Genomic DNA, 15,528 nt, shown 5'->3' with positions numbered 1-15,528 from the left:
TACAACAATCGTCAATCGTTTGACGTAAATCGATTGACGGCCTACTATACCTACCAGGATTCGCTCTGCACACAGTAAGTGCATCAGACCGGGAGGCACTGCGGGGAAGCGGTGCACAACAAGTGAGGGAGGGGCAGCATGGCCGCCAAATCATCAGCATGGAGGAATCCATCATATTTGGAATCCTCTACCGGAATATTCTTCTTCTTCTGCGCCTGGGGCATCTGGTGGTCCTTCTACTCGCCCTGGCTGATCAACGGCCTCGGTATGACCAACGCCCAGGTCGGCAACATCTACTCCATCAACTCCTTGGGCACACTGATAATAATGTTTGTCTACGGGGTCATCCAGGACGAGTTGGGGGTCAAGCGTAGGCTCGCCATCTTCATCTCGGCCATTGCGGCGCTGGTCGGACCATTCGTGCAGTTCATCTACGCCCCCCTCATGCATTCCAACCTGATCCTGGGCGCCGTAATCGGTTCAGTCGTTCTATCCGCAGGGTTCATGTCAGGTTGCTCCCTGATCGAGGCCATCACCGAGCGGTACAGCCGCAAATTCGGATTCGAATACGGTCAGTCCCGCGCCTGGGGCTCCTTTGGCTACGCCGTTGTGGCCCTGATTGCCGGGTTCGCTTTCAATATCAACCCGATGATCAACTTCTGGCTGGGATCCGCCTTCGGCGCGTGCATGCTCCTGGTCTACGCCTTCTGGATCCCCGATGAGCAGCGCGAAGAAATCAAGCGGGAGTCCACCCCCGAGGGCGAAAAGTCCCAGCCCTCCCTGCGCGACATGATCCACGTCCTGGGCATGCCCGCCCTGTGGCTCCTGATCGTCTTCGTGATCTTCACCAACACCTTCTACACGGTCTTCGACCAGCAGATGTTCCCCAACTACTACGCCAACCTCTTCCCCACCCCGGAACAGGGCCACGAGGTCTATGGCATTCTCAACTCCTTCCAGGTGTTCTTGGAATCGGTCATGATGGGCGTGGTTCCAGTCATCATGCGCAAGATCGGCGTGCGCAACTCCCTCTTGCTGGGGGCTACGGTCATGTTCGCCAGGATCGGCCTGTGCGGTTTCTTCCACGACCCGGTCATGGTCTCCATCGTCAAGCTCTTCCACTCCATCGAGGTCCCGCTCTTCAGCCTGCCGGCCTTCCGCTACTTCACCCTGCACTTCAACCCCAAGCTGTCCGCCACCCTTTACATGGTGGGCTTCCAGATCGCCTCTCAGGTCGGCCAGGTGGCCATGTCCACCCCGCTGGGCATCCTCCATGACCGCGCCGGCGACCGGGTCACTTTCTACACCATCTCATTGGTGGTGCTGGTTGCCCTGATCTACGGCATATTCGTGCTTAAGCGCGATGACCAGCAGGTGGACGGCGATCCCTTCATCAGGGACTCACAGAAGTCCGTCGTGACCCAGGGCTGATCACCACGTCAACCATAATCAGCACCCATCCAACCCGAAAGGATTCAAGGATGAACCAGTCAGTAACCAAGGAAAACGCCGATATGAGCGCTCAGCTGGACAAGGCCCAGAAGAGCATCGATCGGCTCTTCGCTACCCGCAATGACCGCTGGTATCCCCAGTGCCACATCGCCTCCAAAGCCGGATGGATCAACGACCCCAACGGTCTGAGCTACTACAAGGGGCGCTATCATGCCTACTTCCAGCTCAACCCGTACGGGAGCGAGTGGGGAAACATGCACTGGGGGCATGTATCCAGCACCGACCTGGTCACCTGGCGGCGCGAGCCCCTGGCCATGGCGCCCACCCTGGAGGTCGAAAAGGACGGGGTCTTCTCCGGATCAGCCGTGGTGGGCGACGACGGCCGTCTGACCATCTACTACACCGGTCACCGTTGGCGCAATGGGGTCAACGATGATGAAGGCAACCTCCAGGAACAGTGCATGGCTGTCTCCTCCGACGGCATCCACTTCGAAAAGAAGGGTGTCGTGGTCCCCTGCCCCGACGACAAAATCCTGCACTTCCGCGATCCCAAGGTGTGGAAGATGGGCGGGCTCTGGTACATGGTCTTCGGAGTCAGCACCCCTACCCATCGGGGCGAGATCTGGATGTATACCTCCAATGACATGGAGCACTGGACCTTCGACCGGGTGATCTACCGGCACCCCGACCCAGAAGTTTTCATGCTGGAATGCCCCGACATGTTCCCCCTAGAGGACAAGTGGGTGATCTGCTACTCGGCCATGGGCCTGAAGCCTCACGGCTTCGAAGCCCGCAATCATAACAACGCCGGCTATGTGATCGGCAGCTGGCAGCCCGGCGGTGACTTCCATCAGGAAACCGAGTTCCACCTCTGGGATGACGGCCATAACTTCTATGCACCGCAGACCTTCCAAGCCCCTGACGGCCGCAGACTGGTCTTCGGCTGGATGAGCCCCTTCACCGAACCTATTCCCATGCAGGAGGATGGCTGGTGCGGCCAGTTCACCGTGCCGCGCGAAGTCACTCTGGCCGGTGATCATCTGCGCTGCCTGCCGATACGCGAGTTCTCCAACCTGGACCAGGACCAGAAGGACTTCGGGCACATCGAGCTGGAGGTCAACGGCAGCCAGGATCTGGTGGACGACGCGCAGACCGCTGATATCAATATGGAGATCGATCTGAACAAGTCCCAGGCCGAGCGCATCGGCCTGGAGATCCACAGGACACAATCCGGCGACCATACGCTGGTCTGCTATGACGACCAGCTTGGCCGCGTGGTGCTTGACCGCCACTGCAACACCTACGGGGACCGAGGCTACCGCACAGCTCCCGTCGACAGGTCCTCGGGCAAGCTCAAGCTGCATATCATCGTGGACCGGGGCTCGATCGAGGTCGTCGTCAACGACGGGCTGGAGATCATGTCCTCCTACTCCTTCCCCGCCGAAGGGCCGCGCGGCATCCGCCTGATCGCCGAGTCCGGCGAGGGCAAGGCCCTGATTGGCTCCCTCTCCATCGCCAAATTGGACACCATCTGGGAGCAGCCGGATCGCTGACCCAACTCATATAGTCGGCATAGAAAGGCCCGTCCCTGAAATTACTCAGAAACGGGCCTTTCTCTTGCAAAACTCAATTTTCAGCATCCGTGGTCAGAACCGAAGAATCTGAGATCCCGGAAGAAGCGATCCTTTGGCAGTGACTCCTTGCCATAAATCGGCAGTCATGACTCGGCCTCAGACGTTTGATCTTCGGAACCGATGCCTGAACGAGGCCACCTCAACCTCGGCTTTACTTGCCTACCTTGACCAGCAGAGCCATCAGCCCTGAGGCGATGGCTGCCGCGCCCATGAAGAGGAATGCTCCGACGAAGGAGCCGCCGGCTGCCTTGACCAGGTAGCCGATGATCATGGGAGCCAGGAATCCGCCCAAGGTGCCGCCGGTGTTGATGATGCCTATGGCGGAGCCGATGATGTGCGGGTCCATGATCTTGTGCGGCCAGGTGAAGATGCCGGTGAAGGCCACCACAGAGACACAGGAGACCAGGATCAGCAGCAGGAGGGAGAGCCAGATGTTGCGCGAGAAGACAAAGCAGACAACCAGGACGGCACTGATTACCCCGGCGCCCAGGATGGCCACCTTCTCCCTGCCCAGGAAGAGCTTCGAGAGCAACTGACCGGCATAGATGGTGGCGACGGTCGTGAATACCGAATTGACCGCCAGCAGGATGCCGGCCTGACCAATCGAGAGTCCGAAGGTGTTTTTGATAAAGGTGGGCATCCAAGAAATATTGCCGTACAAGAGGATGTTGAGCAGGAGCATGGCCACGAAGAGGACCAGCACGTTCCGGTTCTTCAAGACCTCGAGGAACCCTGCCCCCTTGGCTCCCGGCTTCAGGTCGACTTCGGGCTGGCGAGGCTGGAAGGGCACAAAAATCAGGATGCAGACAAAGGCCAGCAGATAGAGGGTGCCCAGCACCGCGTAGGCCAGATGCCAGTTGATCGCAACCAGATTGGCTCCCAGAACGAAGGCCAGAATGCCGCCGATGCCCGAGGTCGACAGGATGAGGGACTGTACGAAGGTTCGCCGTTCCTGGGGGAAGTTCTCCGCAATCGACTTGGAGCAGGAGGGCGGGTAGCCGCCGTGGCCCATGCCAGCGAAGAACCGGACGATGATGAAGAAGACCAGACCATTGGCCAGGCCGAACAGGTAGCTGAACAGGCCGATGATGATCATCGAAGCCATCAGCACACGCTTGGCCCCAAGCCGGTCGGCCAGCCAGCCGCTGGGTATCTGCATGAGCGAGTAACCCAGGAAGAAGGCCGACATGATGATGCCTGTCTGCCCCGAGTCAAGGTGGAACTGCTCGGAGATGGGGATGATGGCGGTCGAGATCATGTTCTTGTCCATGTACACGATCGAGTAACCGGCCATCAGGGAGAAGATCAGTGTTCCGCTCGCCGTTTTTGAGGATTGCTTGATTGCCATTGGTCTGTCATCCTTCAGTCGAAGCCGACAGCCGCCGGGCGATGTAATCCGCAGGGATCAAAGGGCACGGCGACAGCCGAATAGTAGGTCAGTGGGGCATCACATCGTCAGGGATGACGACCTTGTACTCCTGGCCGGCGAATGTCTTGTCGAAGTCCTCCTTGGCAGCCTTGACCAGGTCCGGATCGGTAAAGGCATCATAAGCAGTCAGAGCCAGGGTTTTGCCTGCCGCAAGCAGACCCTTGTGGGCCACCGAGGACTTGCCGTTTGCCGCCCACTGCCAGGAATGTGGTGAGGTTCCCTGGGGCTCGAAGCCGCCGCTGAACTGGGCGGTCGGTGTCTGCCAGCTGACATCGCCGACGTCTGTGGACCCCGATGCCTTATCGGTGAAGGCCAGTGGATACTTCTTCAGGGCCATGGTGGACTCGGCCATCTTCCTGACTTCCTCATCCGGAAGATCAGGGAAGGCGGCCTTGGTGCGGCTGAGCACCCGCTGTTTGCCGGCCTCGGGGACCGTGTCGGTGTAACGGCGTTCGTAGTCCAGCTCCTGCTGGTCCAGAGGCAGGGGGCCGACAACGTCCAGATTCCTGTCTATGGCCTCGGTCAGGGGATGGTTGGGGATGAAGTTGTAGCAGGCCGCGTCGAACTCTTCCTTGACCTGGGTCTCGGTCATCAGGGCCGCACCCTGGGCGATCTTCTCCACACGTTTGAACAGATCCTGAGCCTGATCCATCCTGGGAGCGCGCACGAAATAGTAGAGCCGCGCATGGGACTGCACCACATTAGCCGACTCGCCGCCTGCGTCGATAAAGGCGTAGTGCACGCGGGCCTCATCGATCATGTGCTCACGCAGGAACTGCACTCCCACGTTCATCAGCTCTGCGGCATCCAAGGCGCTCCGGCCCAGCTCAGGGGCCGCAGCCGCGTGCGCCGGCACACCGGTGAAGTCGAAGTAGGCCTGCAGGACAGCCAGGCTGGAGGAGCCCCAGGCCTGGGTCACGTCCGAGGGGTGCCAGGACAGGGCCAGATCCAGCCCGTCGAAAACCCCGTCCCTGGCCATGAAGGCCTTGCCGTAACCCGACTCCTCAGCCGGGCAGCCGAAGACCTTGATGGTCCCCTTAAGCCCCTTCTCTTCCATGAAGGTCTTAATCCCAACTCCGGCCGCGACGGCCGCCATACCCAGAATGTTGTGGCCGCAGCCTTGCCCGTTGCCGCCTTCGACCAAGGGCTTGTGCTCACCTAGATCAGCCACCTGGCTGAGGCCTCCCAAGGCATCATATTCACCAGTGATACCGATCACCGGGCGGCCCGAGCCCCAGGTCGCCACGTAGGCATAGTCCATATGGCCCACGCCTTTCTCGATGTCAAAGCCCTCCTGCTCCAAAACCTTGTAGTGCTGCTGGACCGACTCCTTCACGGCAAACCTGGTCTCGGGGGTGCCCCAGATATGATCGGCGGCCTCGATGAACTCCTGTGACTTATCTTCGATGATCTGCATGATGCGTTGCTTGTCGTCCACGCCTGTCACTCCCTTGCTTCGTTTGCTGCCCTGATTTCCACAGCGGATATGGATTGCTCCGCTGCGATAAGACACAGACTACCTTTCAAGGGCATTGCAAGAGTGTTCAGACATGTAAATTTGGACGACTATGGTTAACTTCACAATTGTGAGGCCTTGTTTTCTCAGGCATTCTCTACGCCACCGAAGCGCCTGTCCCTGTGGATGTAATCGTCAATGGCCCGCCAAAGCACCTCCCGCCCGCAGTCGGGGAAGAGCTCAGGCACGAAATCCAGCTCCGCGTATGCCGCCTGCCAGGGCAGGAAGTTGGAGGTGCGTTGCTCGCCTGAGGTGCGCAGAACCAGGTCACAGTCCGGTATGTCGGGGTTGTAGAGGTGCTGGGCGATCATCTTTTCGGTCACCTTGGAACCTTTGATCTGCCCGGCCGCCACCTCCCGGGCGATGTCGGTGGCTGCATCGGCCAGCTCAGCCCTGCCACCGTAGTTGATGCAGAAGATCACATCGATCCTGGTGTTGTGCCGGGTGCGCTCCATGGCCGCCTCCAGCTCGTCAATGACCGACTTCCAGAGCCGGGGCCGACGGCCCGCCCAGCGCACGCGCACTCCCCAGTCATCCATCTGGGCCACCCGACGGTGGATGATGTCTCGGGAGAAACCCATCAGAAAGCGGACTTCGGCCGGCGAGCGCTTCCAGTTTTCTGTAGAGAAGGTGTACAGGCTCAGGTATCGAACCCCAGCCTCAATGGCCCCGGCTATGGTATCGAAGACCACCGGCTCGGCGGCCCGATGACCCTGGGTGCGCTCCATGCCCCTCTGCTTGGCCCAGCGGCCATTCCCGTCCATGATCACACCCAGATGACGCGGGACTGAACCCTCGGGAAATTGTGGAATTCGTCCTGGGTCGGAGAAGGGGGCTGCAGGCACGTCCAGGGAGGTGTAGTCGACAGGGTCAAAGCTCATGCTTTAAGAATCTAATAGCCGCAAGGACCTGATGGGCCGCTCCAGGTAATATTCGCCCCATTTCTCGACAAGACCATCGCAGAGGGGGGTTGAGCCCTTGCCGTCCAGCTTGGACCAATCCCCGCTGCTCAGCGCCCGGAAGCGGGCCAGGGTGGCAGGATCCACAGCCACGGCGTCAGTAGGCCTGTCCCGACTGCAGACCACCCCGCCGCCGGGCACAGAAAAGTGGGTCAGCTGGTCTGTCCGTCCGCAGACGATGCAGGAATCCAGCCGGGGCCGCCAGCCCGCCAGCGCCAGGGAGCGCAGCAGGTAGGAGGAGCCAATGTCACGGGGGTCATGTCGATGACCTGCCAGGCTGGCCAGGGCGGAGACCAGCAGACGGTATTGCTCCGGGGCCGGCTCGTGCTCGCCCACCACGAGCTTGTCGGCGGTCTCAAGCATGACGCCCCCGTTGGCGTAGAGGTCATAGTCGGCGCATATGGCATCCGCATAAGGGGCTATGCAGACCGCCTGTGAGACAATGTCCAGATTGCGGCCGCGGGAGATGAGCAGATCGTCACGCATGAAGGGCTCCAGCCTCGCGCCGAATCGGGACTTGGTCCGTCGCACCCCCTTGGCCACGGCCCTGACCTTGCCGTGCTTCCTAGTCAGAATGGTGACAATCCGGTCGGCCTCGCCCAGTTTGACCGTTCTGAGGACCAGGCCCTCGTCACGATAGATGGCCACGACGGTCCCGTCCTTTCATTGGTAGATGAACAGGCCCCAGAAAGCGAAGATCAGCAGGACTCCGAACATGGCCAGGGTGGTTACGATGAAGATTGCAACGCCAAAGCGGGTGGAGGCCAGAACAGGCCTGGGATCCAGGTTGCGCATCTGCTGGCGCAAAGTGGGGCCGCCGGCCTTGCTTGTGCGGACCTGGTCGGGCAGCCGGTTCAGTCCCCTCAGGGAAGCTACTTCAACCATGCGGGCGAAGGTGCGCGACCAGGCCCAGATGACCAGTGCGCAGACCACCTGGATGACCGGCCAGCTCCAGTAGCTGACCCCCGCCTGGTCGGGCACGCCACCCCAACCCAGGCGTACTACGGCCATGATGACCTGACCCAGACCAGCTCCGAACAGGACCAGGGTAGCCAGGGTGGTGCCAGTGATAGTGACCAAGGTGCCGCCGAAACCATGGCTGAAGCCCAGAACCGGGTCCTTGCGTCGGCGCAGACGGAACAATTTCATCAGACCGGCCACCACTGCCATGATCAGGGACGCCAGCAAAAGAACCAGGGTCAGCATATGCAGGACCAGCATATAGATAGTCAGCGAGCGCCGCCCCCGCAGGTCAGTAGGCACGGCAATGGACTGGTGGATGGTGGCCCCTCCCACACTGGGACTGGTCTGATGCAGGCCATGGACCTGACCCACTGCCCAGTCAACCATGTCCTGCTGGTAGTGGTCGGCCAGGGGTGTGCCGGTCTGGGCCTCATCCCCCAGCCGCAGCACATGGTTGGAGACGGGGTAGGACCGCACAGTTACGTTCTCATTGCCGGAGGCGTGGGCCTGGGAGAGCACGCGTTGCACCCCTTCCACCTGGGCAGTCATAACATCTTTGGCCCCATAGGCCAGCAGGGTGGGAATGGCATAGGTGTAGCGGTCGGTGGGGTCAATGTCCAGATTGTTTAGGCCCAAGAGTGTGGCATCAGTGCTGAAGAGCCGACGGACCACCGACTGATAGCCCTGGTTGGCCCCGGCAATGGCAAAGTCCTGGGCCACGAAGAAGCCCATAGCGTGCCGCGGGGAATAGACCATGGGACTCAACAGGATCTGGAAGGCGATGCGGTGGTCCATGGTCAGCAGCATGGCGGCAATCCAGGTGCTCTCGCTGGTTGCATAAATGCCTACCTTGGATGCATCCACATCTTCCCGGTCGCGCAGCAGATTGGCAACCCGCTCGTAGGCCCTGGCCGAAGCGGGATAGTCCCGGTCGGCATCCGTGGTAGACCAGACCGGCTTGTCCAGCACAGCGGTGACGAAGCCAGCAGAGGCCAGGGTCCGGGCCACGTCTCCGAAGGAGTTGTCGCAGGTGCCGTAACCGGCGCCGTGCATGAAAACTACAGCCGGCCTATGGCCTGAAGCCCCCTGAGGGGTGCGAATCAGTATTCGGATGCGTTGGTGCTCACCTGTGGCGTGCCTCTCCACGCTCATTTCCTGGTGGCGGGATTCGACCTGGTACTGCCCCACGGTATCCCTGGCAACCCCGGCAGGCCAGTCGAAAGTAACCGCGGTGTCTGGAGTCAGGGTGGGGAAATTCTGATCCACTGGGTCGTATTTCCAAGGGACAGCAGTCAGGTGTGAGACAGAGACCAGCAGACCCATGAGGATGACGAAGACGGGAAGACTGGTCATCAGCCGCCTGACTCTGCTCCACCGGCTTGCGGGGAGGGAACGTTCAACCTCTTGGGACACGACGGCCATTGTAACCGGTGGCGAGGATGGTGCTTACGCGCTCAGCTGGCACGGCCGGTGACCGGAACTACCATGGGCCCTACCTCCGGCAGGGTTTCACCCTGGACTGCCGCCTTGGCATCCATCTGGGCGGCGATTTCCTTGGCTCGTTCCAGCAGGGTGGGGACGATCTGATCCTCAGGCACGGTCTGAACCACCTTGCCCTTGATGATGATCTGGCCCTTGCCGTTGCCCGAAGCCACACCCAGATCAGCCTCCCTGGCCTCACCTGGCCCGTTGACGATGCAGCCCATGACGGCCACCCGGATGGGGGCGGTGATGTCCTTGAGGCCCTCAGTTACTTCCTTGGCCAGCTCGATCACATCCACCTGAGCTCTGCCGCAGGAGGGGCAGGAGATGATGTCGAAGTGACGCTGGCGCAGCCCCAGATATTCCAGAATCTTGCAACCCACCTTGACCTCTTCCACAGGCGGTGCGGACAGGGATACCCGGATGGTGTCGCCGATGCCCTCAGCCAGGAGCGCGCCGAAGGCCAGACAGGACTTGATGGTCCCCTGCCAGGATGGTCCGGCCTCGGTCACGCCCAGGTGCAGGGGCCAGTCGCCCTTGGATGCCAGGAGCCTGTAGGTCTGGACTGTGGTAACGGGATCGTGGTGCTTGACGGAGATCTTGAAGTCGTGGAAGCCCACATCCTCGAACATGTGGGCCTCTTTCAAGGCCGAGGCCACCAGGGCCTCAGGGGTGGGGCCGCCGTAGCGGGCGTAGATGTCCTTGTCCAGGCTGCCGGCGTTGACTCCGATGCGCAGGGAGATGCCCGCATCCGTAGCAGCCTTGCAGATATCTGGACCGACCTGGTCGAACTTGCGGATGTTGCCCGGATTGACCCTGACGGCTGCGCAGCCCGCATCGATGGCCTGGAAAACGTACTTGCTCTGGAAGTGGATGTCGGCGATGACCGGGATGGGCGACTTCTTCGCAATGATGGGAAGCGCGTCGGCATCATCCTGGCTGGGCACGGCCACTCGTACGATATCGCAGCCGGCGGCGGCCAACTCGGCGATCTGCTGCAAGGTCGCATTGATGTCAGCGGTGACCGTGTTGGTCATGGACTGCACCGAAATTGGGGCACCCCCGCCGACCGGCACAGGCCCCACCATGATCCGACGGGAACGGCGACGAGGATGCAGCGGAGTCTGACTGATGGCCTGCCCGCCTGTCTTGCGGAACCCTTGGGAGGATGTTGACTGTTCGGTCTTGAGAATGCTACTCACGCTGTCATGTCTATCAAAGCATCGGCCCTTTGGCGTGCCTCATGCTCGACTTGCTCCATTACCTCCACGGATGTGAATGTTCCCGGAAGATGCGTTTCCATGGCATCCATGACCGAACGGATGGTTTCGACGATGTCCAGGTAAGGCAGCTGGTGATTCAGGAAGGCCCGGACCGCCTGCTCGTTGGCGGCATTGAAGACCGCAGTCATGGGCTCGCAGCTTCCCAGAGCCCGCCTGGCCAGGTTTACCGCCGGGAAGGCCTCGTCATCCAGCGGCTCGAAAGTCCAAGTGCTGGCCTTGGACCAGTCACAAGCCACAGCCACATTGTCAAGACGGGCGGGCGCCGACAGGCCCAAGGCAATGGGCAGACGCATGTCAGGAGGCGAAGCCTGGCTTATGGTGGCCCCGTCCTGGAACTGGACCATGGAGTGGACCACGGACTGGGGGTGGACCACCACGGTGATCCGCTCGGGCTCGATGCGGAAGAGCCTGCTGGCCTCGATGACCTCCAGGCCCTTGTTGACCATGGTGGAGGAGTTGATGGTGACCACCGGACCCATGGACCAGGTCGGATGGTTCAAGGCCTGTTCAGGGGTGACCTCACGCATGGCTTGACGGCTCCAACCCCGGAAGGGACCTCCTGAGGCAGTGACCACCAGACGGGCCACCTCTCCGTGCTGCCCCGAACGCAGGGATTGCCAGATGGCCGAATGCTCGGAGTCGACTGGGTTGATCTGGCCTGGTCGTATCTCGGCGTCAAAGAGCAGATGTCCTCCGGCCACCACGGACTCCTTGTTGGCCAGAGCCAGTTGGGATCCGGCCTGCAGGGCCGCAATGGATGGACGCAGACCGACAGATCCAGTGATGCCGTTGAGGACCAGATCACTGCCGGAACCGGCCAGAGCCTGAACCGCCTCCATGCCTGCCTCCACCTGGATGCCAGTCAATCCAATGGCTTCGAGAGCCTGCTGCAGAGCCGGAACCTGGGCCTTGTCAGCCAGAGCCAGACGAGTCACGCCAAAATCGCGGGCCTGGCTGGCCAGAAGCTCGACGTGCGCGCCGCCAGCGGCCAATCCAGTCACCTGAAACCGATCCCTATGACGACTGATTAAATCCAGAGCCTGCGTGCCGATGGACCCTGTAGATCCCAGGATGACCAGACTGCGAGGCTCCTGGTCATCATCCCTGGGCGACCAGTCCGCCAAGGTGCGTTCACGACCGGCCAACAAATCGATCTGCCTGCCTTCACTCATCACTGCGAGATGACTCATCGACCGCCTTTATCCTGCTCTCCCTCGTCGCCGAAGGCGGGGAAAGAAATATCGGGGATGTCCAGATCCATCTTGGGCAGATCCTGATTGAGCAGGGAGGCCAGATAAGAATCCGGATCTTGGTCCTGTTTATTCCCACGCGTGTTTTGCGAATACCGGGGCTTGGCCCAGTCGGGCGTATCCGTGCTGCTTGCGGCTGTTTCTGCCCAGGGACGTTCACGGGTCTCAGGCGCTGCAGGTGCCGGTTCCTCATAGCTGCCCAAGGGTCCGCCCGCGCCCAGATGGCCATCGACGAATGGCGAAGAGATAACCGAGGCGGCACCTGGTGTAGACGAAGTGGCAGCGTCAGCATCTGCCGAGGCAGACGCTGGCGATTCTGGCCTTGCGGAGGGGACGAACGCAGTCCCAGCCGAGTTGGAGGGGGCGGATGCGACAGGTGCCGATTGGGTCTGCTGGAATACCGTCGGCTCTGGAGTCTGCAGTGCGGGAGAAGAGGAAGAAGGTGCCACAGAGTTGAACGGCACTGATTGTGCAACCGACGCAGGTGCCGCAGGAGTGGTACGGGCTGGTGCAGATACCGGGTCTGTAGCCGCTGGCGGCGCCGAAGCGGGCATGACCGATTCCTGTTGACCGGAGACTGCGGGATTGGCAGGGGCAACAGCAGATCCACCGCTGAATCCGGATGATGAGGCCGACCTGGCAGAAGAAGAGACAGGAGCTACTGCCGCCGCGGCCGAAGATGGTGTACCAACACGCGTTGCACCAACAGCTGTGGCGCCAGCACCTAGGGCTGCCCCAGCGCCTTCCTGGGCAAGCCGCTGGTTGACCGCCGAAGCCAGAGCACTCAGAGAACTGTTGGGCTGTGCCGTCGGCGTCGTAGGTGTCGTCTTCGTGCTGGCGGCCGGAGCCTCGAAGATGGCCCGCTCTGCCTGGTGCAGTTGAGCGAAATCATCCTGACTGCCCTGGTCATTCGCAAGAGCGGAAGCATCCGGAGTGCTCCAAGCGGGTGCCTGGCTCTGTCCGATAAGCGGCTGAACGCCGGAAGCCGAAGAGCCCTGCACCGGAAGCTGCGGCTGCGCAGGAACAGCAGCGGGCGCCGTTGAACTCTCGCTGGCTCTCTTTGCCCTCTCGCTGACCCGCGCAAAGGACTCCAGCTGCTCCAGGAGCTCAACTGCCTTGGCCAGGAAGAAGTCCACCTGACGCTCGTCATAACCCTTGGACCCTCGCCGCTGAGTGAAGATGACATTGGAGACGCGGTCAGCCGTGATGTCGGTGTTCTTCGACTTGCCCGAGTCCGTCTTCCGACCCTCCTGCAGGTTGAGCTGGTCAGAAGTCTTGTTGAGAACCTGCTCGATCAGCCGCTCCACCTGCTTGCAGTCGTATGAGGGCATACCAGCATCCCCGCGCTTGAAGACGCTACCCGAGGGTCTGCCGGCATGAGCGGTCAACTCTGATTGCAGACTGACCATTCTGGTCGTCCAACCATCCACCCCCACCCGGGCTATCTCCAGACTGGTCTGCCTATCGGAAATCACCCTCTCCAGTCGGGAGAGGGCAGCATCTACCTGGGTGATGATATAGCCGTTCTTGCATAGGTCAAAGGAGGCATTGGCTATCTCCTCCTGGGTCAGATCAGGATCCTGGCTCTCATAGAGTGAGTGCGCCCGCTCCAGAAAGGCATCCACCTGCTTGGTGTCATATCCCCACTTGCGCTTGCCCGAGCGCGCGATGGTCGCCTCGGTTCCACGGGCATCAGGCTTAGCTGACATCAGGCATCGACCTCCTGACCTTTCTTGCCAACGATCGTCGTGCATCGATTCTACCTGAGCGTTAAGACTCGACTTCGGGCACGCCCCCCTAAAGACACTTGTGGTCCCGCCCGGACTCGAACCGGGGACATCCACCGTGTAAAGGTGGCGCTCTAACCAACTGAGCCACGGGACCAGCGCACTACCTTACCAGAATACACGCTGACAAGACCCACGGTGCGGCTATAATCCACTAGGAATTCGCGGCCATTGTCCGCAAACAAGAGCAACACACCATACGATAGGGGGTTCGGATTGTCACAGACAGTCGATACAGGCAGTGGCAGGAAGACCAATCGCACCCTGGTGACGGTGGCGGTCTTCATTGCCACCTTTATGACGGCTATCGAGGGGACCATCGTCTCCACCGCCATGCCCACCATCATCGGGGACCTGCATGGGCTGTCCATCATGAATTGGGTATATTCCATCTATCTGCTCATGACGGCGGTTACCACGCCCATCTACGGCAAGCTTTCAGACCGCTTTGGCCGTAAGCCGTTGCTGACCATCGGCCTGCTGGTCTTCGTCATCGGGTCCACCCTGTGTGCCCTGTCCCAGTCCATGCCCCAGCTGATCGGCGCCCGTTTTCTGCAGGGCCTGGGGGCAGGTGCCATCCAGCCGCTGACCTACACGGTTCTGGCCGACATCTATCCACTGGACAAGCGGGCGGGCATGATCGGCCTGAACGGCTCGGCTTGGGGCATCGCCTCCATCATCGCCCCTCTGCTGGGAGGCTTCATCGTCCAGCAGATAAGCTGGCACTGGGTCTTCGCCATTAATGTGCCCATCGGTCTGCTGGTCATCATCATGATCCAGCTCTTCCTGAGCGAGCATATCCAGGCGCGCGAAACCCGCGTCGACTACTTGGGCATCGGACTGCTCAGCATCTGCCTGATCTGCCTCATGCTCTGCCTGCAGAGCCTGGGTTCGGCGGGCGATGTGCGTATCACCCTGATCCTGGCTGCCGGCACCGTGGTCACCTTTGCCCTGTTGCTTCATGTGGAGGGCCACCAGGAGGATCCCATCCTGCCCCTGCGACTCTTCCGCATCAGGACCTTCGTCATCCAGAACATCTGCATGCTCCTGGTGGCCGGATTCCTCATGGGCTTCGACACTTACATGCCCATCTGGATGCAATCCGTGCTGGGGATGAACCCCTCCCTGGGCGGCTTTGTGGTCACCCCATCCTCAATTCTCTGGCTCCTGGGCGCCTACCTGGCAGGACCGCTGACCATGCACCATCCGCCGCACCGGGCCACCAACATCGGCCTGGCCTTCATCCTGACGGCCTGTGTCTGCTACATCGCCGTCCCCCAGGCCACCGCCTACTGGGTCTTTCTGATCATCTCGGCCGTGGTGGGCTTCGGCTTCGGCCTTACCATCACCACCTCGACCATCACCGCCCAGAGCGTGGTGCCCGCGGGCGATGTGGGCGCCTCGACCAGCTTCAACACCCTGGCCCGTTCCCTGGGACAAACCCTGATGGTCTCCATCTTCGGCATCGTCATGAACACGGTCATCGCCCGCGAGGTGCCTCAGCATAAGGGCCTGACTGAGGACATGATGAACAGTATGATCAATCCGGCCACGGCTGGGAGCATCCCCTCCCGCCTGCTCGGCCCGGCCCGCACCATCGTCTTCGACGGCCTGCATTGGATCTTCCTGGTGGGCCTGGTCATCCTGCTCATGGCTCTGGTGGCCAACCTCTGCGACATCCGCTCGCGCACTCTGCTGGCCGAATATCAGAACAAGGCCACGACAGCGGCTCCTGCCATTGATGAGAAAGGCGCGCAGTAAGGGCCGAGGCTA

The 15,528-nt window shown here is 61.0% G+C and carries 11 protein-coding genes and 1 tRNA gene; 3 read left to right on the top strand and 9 right to left on the bottom strand.

Annotation, left to right across the window (positions count from 1 at the left end):
- Nucleotides 1–138: 138 nt before the first annotated feature.
- Nucleotides 139–1,431 (top strand): MFS transporter, encoded by a 1,293-nt coding sequence (locus tag ACUIAI_RS01705; protein ID WP_445342436.1) that lies wholly within the window; start codon nucleotides 139–141, stop codon nucleotides 1,429–1,431.
- Between the two features lie 50 nt (nucleotides 1,432–1,481).
- The gene (locus ACUIAI_RS01700; protein ID WP_445342435.1) at nucleotides 1,482–3,005 is read left to right on the top strand and encodes a glycoside hydrolase family 32 protein; all 1,524 of its coding nucleotides are present in this window, start codon (nucleotides 1,482–1,484) and stop codon (nucleotides 3,003–3,005) included.
- Between the two features lie 232 nt (nucleotides 3,006–3,237).
- On the opposite strand, the gene ACUIAI_RS01695 is transcribed toward ACUIAI_RS01700, so the two are convergent.
- The 9 genes from ACUIAI_RS01695 to ACUIAI_RS01655 all read right to left on the bottom strand — a co-directional run bounded on the left by ACUIAI_RS01695 (nucleotide 3,238) and on the right by ACUIAI_RS01655 (nucleotide 13,852).
- Nucleotides 3,238–4,434, bottom strand: a complete 1,197-nt coding sequence (locus ACUIAI_RS01695; RefSeq protein ID WP_445342434.1) for an MFS transporter — start codon at nucleotides 4,432–4,434, stop codon at nucleotides 3,238–3,240.
- An 88-nt stretch (nucleotides 4,435–4,522) separates the two neighbouring features.
- Nucleotides 4,523–5,953 carry an amidohydrolase gene (locus ACUIAI_RS01690; protein ID WP_445342433.1) on the bottom strand — a complete coding sequence of 477 codons (1,431 nt, stop codon included), beginning with the start codon at nucleotides 5,951–5,953 and terminating at the stop codon, nucleotides 4,523–4,525.
- A 164-nt stretch (nucleotides 5,954–6,117) separates the two neighbouring features.
- Complete coding sequence (locus tag ACUIAI_RS01685; protein ID WP_110412563.1) at nucleotides 6,118–6,912, bottom strand: isoprenyl transferase; 795 nt, start codon at nucleotides 6,910–6,912, stop codon at nucleotides 6,118–6,120.
- Between the two features lie 3 nt (nucleotides 6,913–6,915).
- The gene (gene recO, locus ACUIAI_RS01680) at nucleotides 6,916–7,638 is read right to left on the bottom strand and encodes a DNA repair protein RecO (RefSeq protein WP_445342432.1); all 723 of its coding nucleotides are present in this window, start codon (nucleotides 7,636–7,638) and stop codon (nucleotides 6,916–6,918) included.
- Nucleotides 7,639–7,653: 15 nt separating this feature from the next.
- Nucleotides 7,654–9,306, bottom strand: coding sequence for an alpha/beta hydrolase family protein (locus tag ACUIAI_RS01675; protein WP_445342431.1), 1,653 nt, complete (start codon nucleotides 9,304–9,306; stop codon nucleotides 7,654–7,656).
- A gap of 101 nt (nucleotides 9,307–9,407) precedes the next feature.
- Nucleotides 9,408–10,637 carry a flavodoxin-dependent (E)-4-hydroxy-3-methylbut-2-enyl-diphosphate synthase gene (gene ispG / locus ACUIAI_RS01670; protein ID WP_445342430.1) on the bottom strand — a complete coding sequence of 410 codons (1,230 nt, stop codon included), beginning with the start codon at nucleotides 10,635–10,637 and terminating at the stop codon, nucleotides 9,408–9,410.
- A complete protein-coding gene (gene dxr / locus ACUIAI_RS01665) occupies nucleotides 10,634–11,908 on the bottom strand; it encodes a 1-deoxy-D-xylulose-5-phosphate reductoisomerase (RefSeq protein WP_445342429.1) in 1,275 nt (424 codons plus the stop codon). Before dxr ends, ispG begins: the two co-directional genes overlap by 4 nt.
- Nucleotides 11,905–13,677 carry a DivIVA domain-containing protein gene (locus tag ACUIAI_RS01660; protein WP_445342428.1) on the bottom strand — a complete coding sequence of 591 codons (1,773 nt, stop codon included), beginning with the start codon at nucleotides 13,675–13,677 and terminating at the stop codon, nucleotides 11,905–11,907. The genes dxr and ACUIAI_RS01660 overlap by 4 nt, the downstream gene beginning before the upstream one ends.
- A gap of 101 nt (nucleotides 13,678–13,778) precedes the next feature.
- Nucleotides 13,779–13,852: transfer RNA gene (locus ACUIAI_RS01655), tRNA-Val, on the bottom strand.
- Nucleotides 13,853–13,971: 119 nt separating this feature from the next.
- On the opposite strand from ACUIAI_RS01655, the gene ACUIAI_RS01650 reads away from it, so the two are divergent.
- Entirely contained in the window at nucleotides 13,972–15,516 is a 1,545-nt protein-coding gene (locus ACUIAI_RS01650; RefSeq protein WP_445342427.1) for an MDR family MFS transporter, read from the top strand.
- Nucleotides 15,517–15,528 lie beyond the last annotated feature (12 nt).

This window comes from Bifidobacterium sp. ESL0827 (assembly GCF_052606685.1).
Note: the sequence above shows the minus strand (reverse complement) of the source record. Positions and strands in the feature narration are given on the sequence as shown.

What these genes read in the sequence shown, in the direction of transcription:
- ACUIAI_RS01705 (WP_445342436.1), top strand. Translation starts at nt 139, where the DNA reads ATGGCCGCCAAATCATCAGCATGGAGGAATCCATCATATTTGGAATCC.
- ACUIAI_RS01700 (WP_445342435.1), top strand. Translation starts at nt 1,482, where the DNA reads ATGAACCAGTCAGTAACCAAGGAAAACGCCGATATGAGCGCTCAGCTG.
- ACUIAI_RS01695 (WP_445342434.1), bottom strand. Translation starts at nt 4,434, where the DNA reads ATGGCAATCAAGCAATCCTCAAAAACGGCGAGCGGAACACTGATCTTC.
- ACUIAI_RS01685 (WP_110412563.1), bottom strand. Translation starts at nt 6,912, where the DNA reads ATGAGCTTTGACCCTGTCGACTACACCTCCCTGGACGTGCCTGCAGCC.
- ACUIAI_RS01675 (WP_445342431.1), bottom strand. Translation starts at nt 9,306, where the DNA reads ATGACCAGTCTTCCCGTCTTCGTCATCCTCATGGGTCTGCTGGTCTCT.
- dxr (WP_445342429.1), bottom strand. Translation starts at nt 11,908, where the DNA reads ATGAGTCATCTCGCAGTGATGAGTGAAGGCAGGCAGATCGATTTGTTG.
- ACUIAI_RS01660 (WP_445342428.1), bottom strand. Translation starts at nt 13,677, where the DNA reads ATGTCAGCTAAGCCTGATGCCCGTGGAACCGAGGCGACCATCGCGCGC.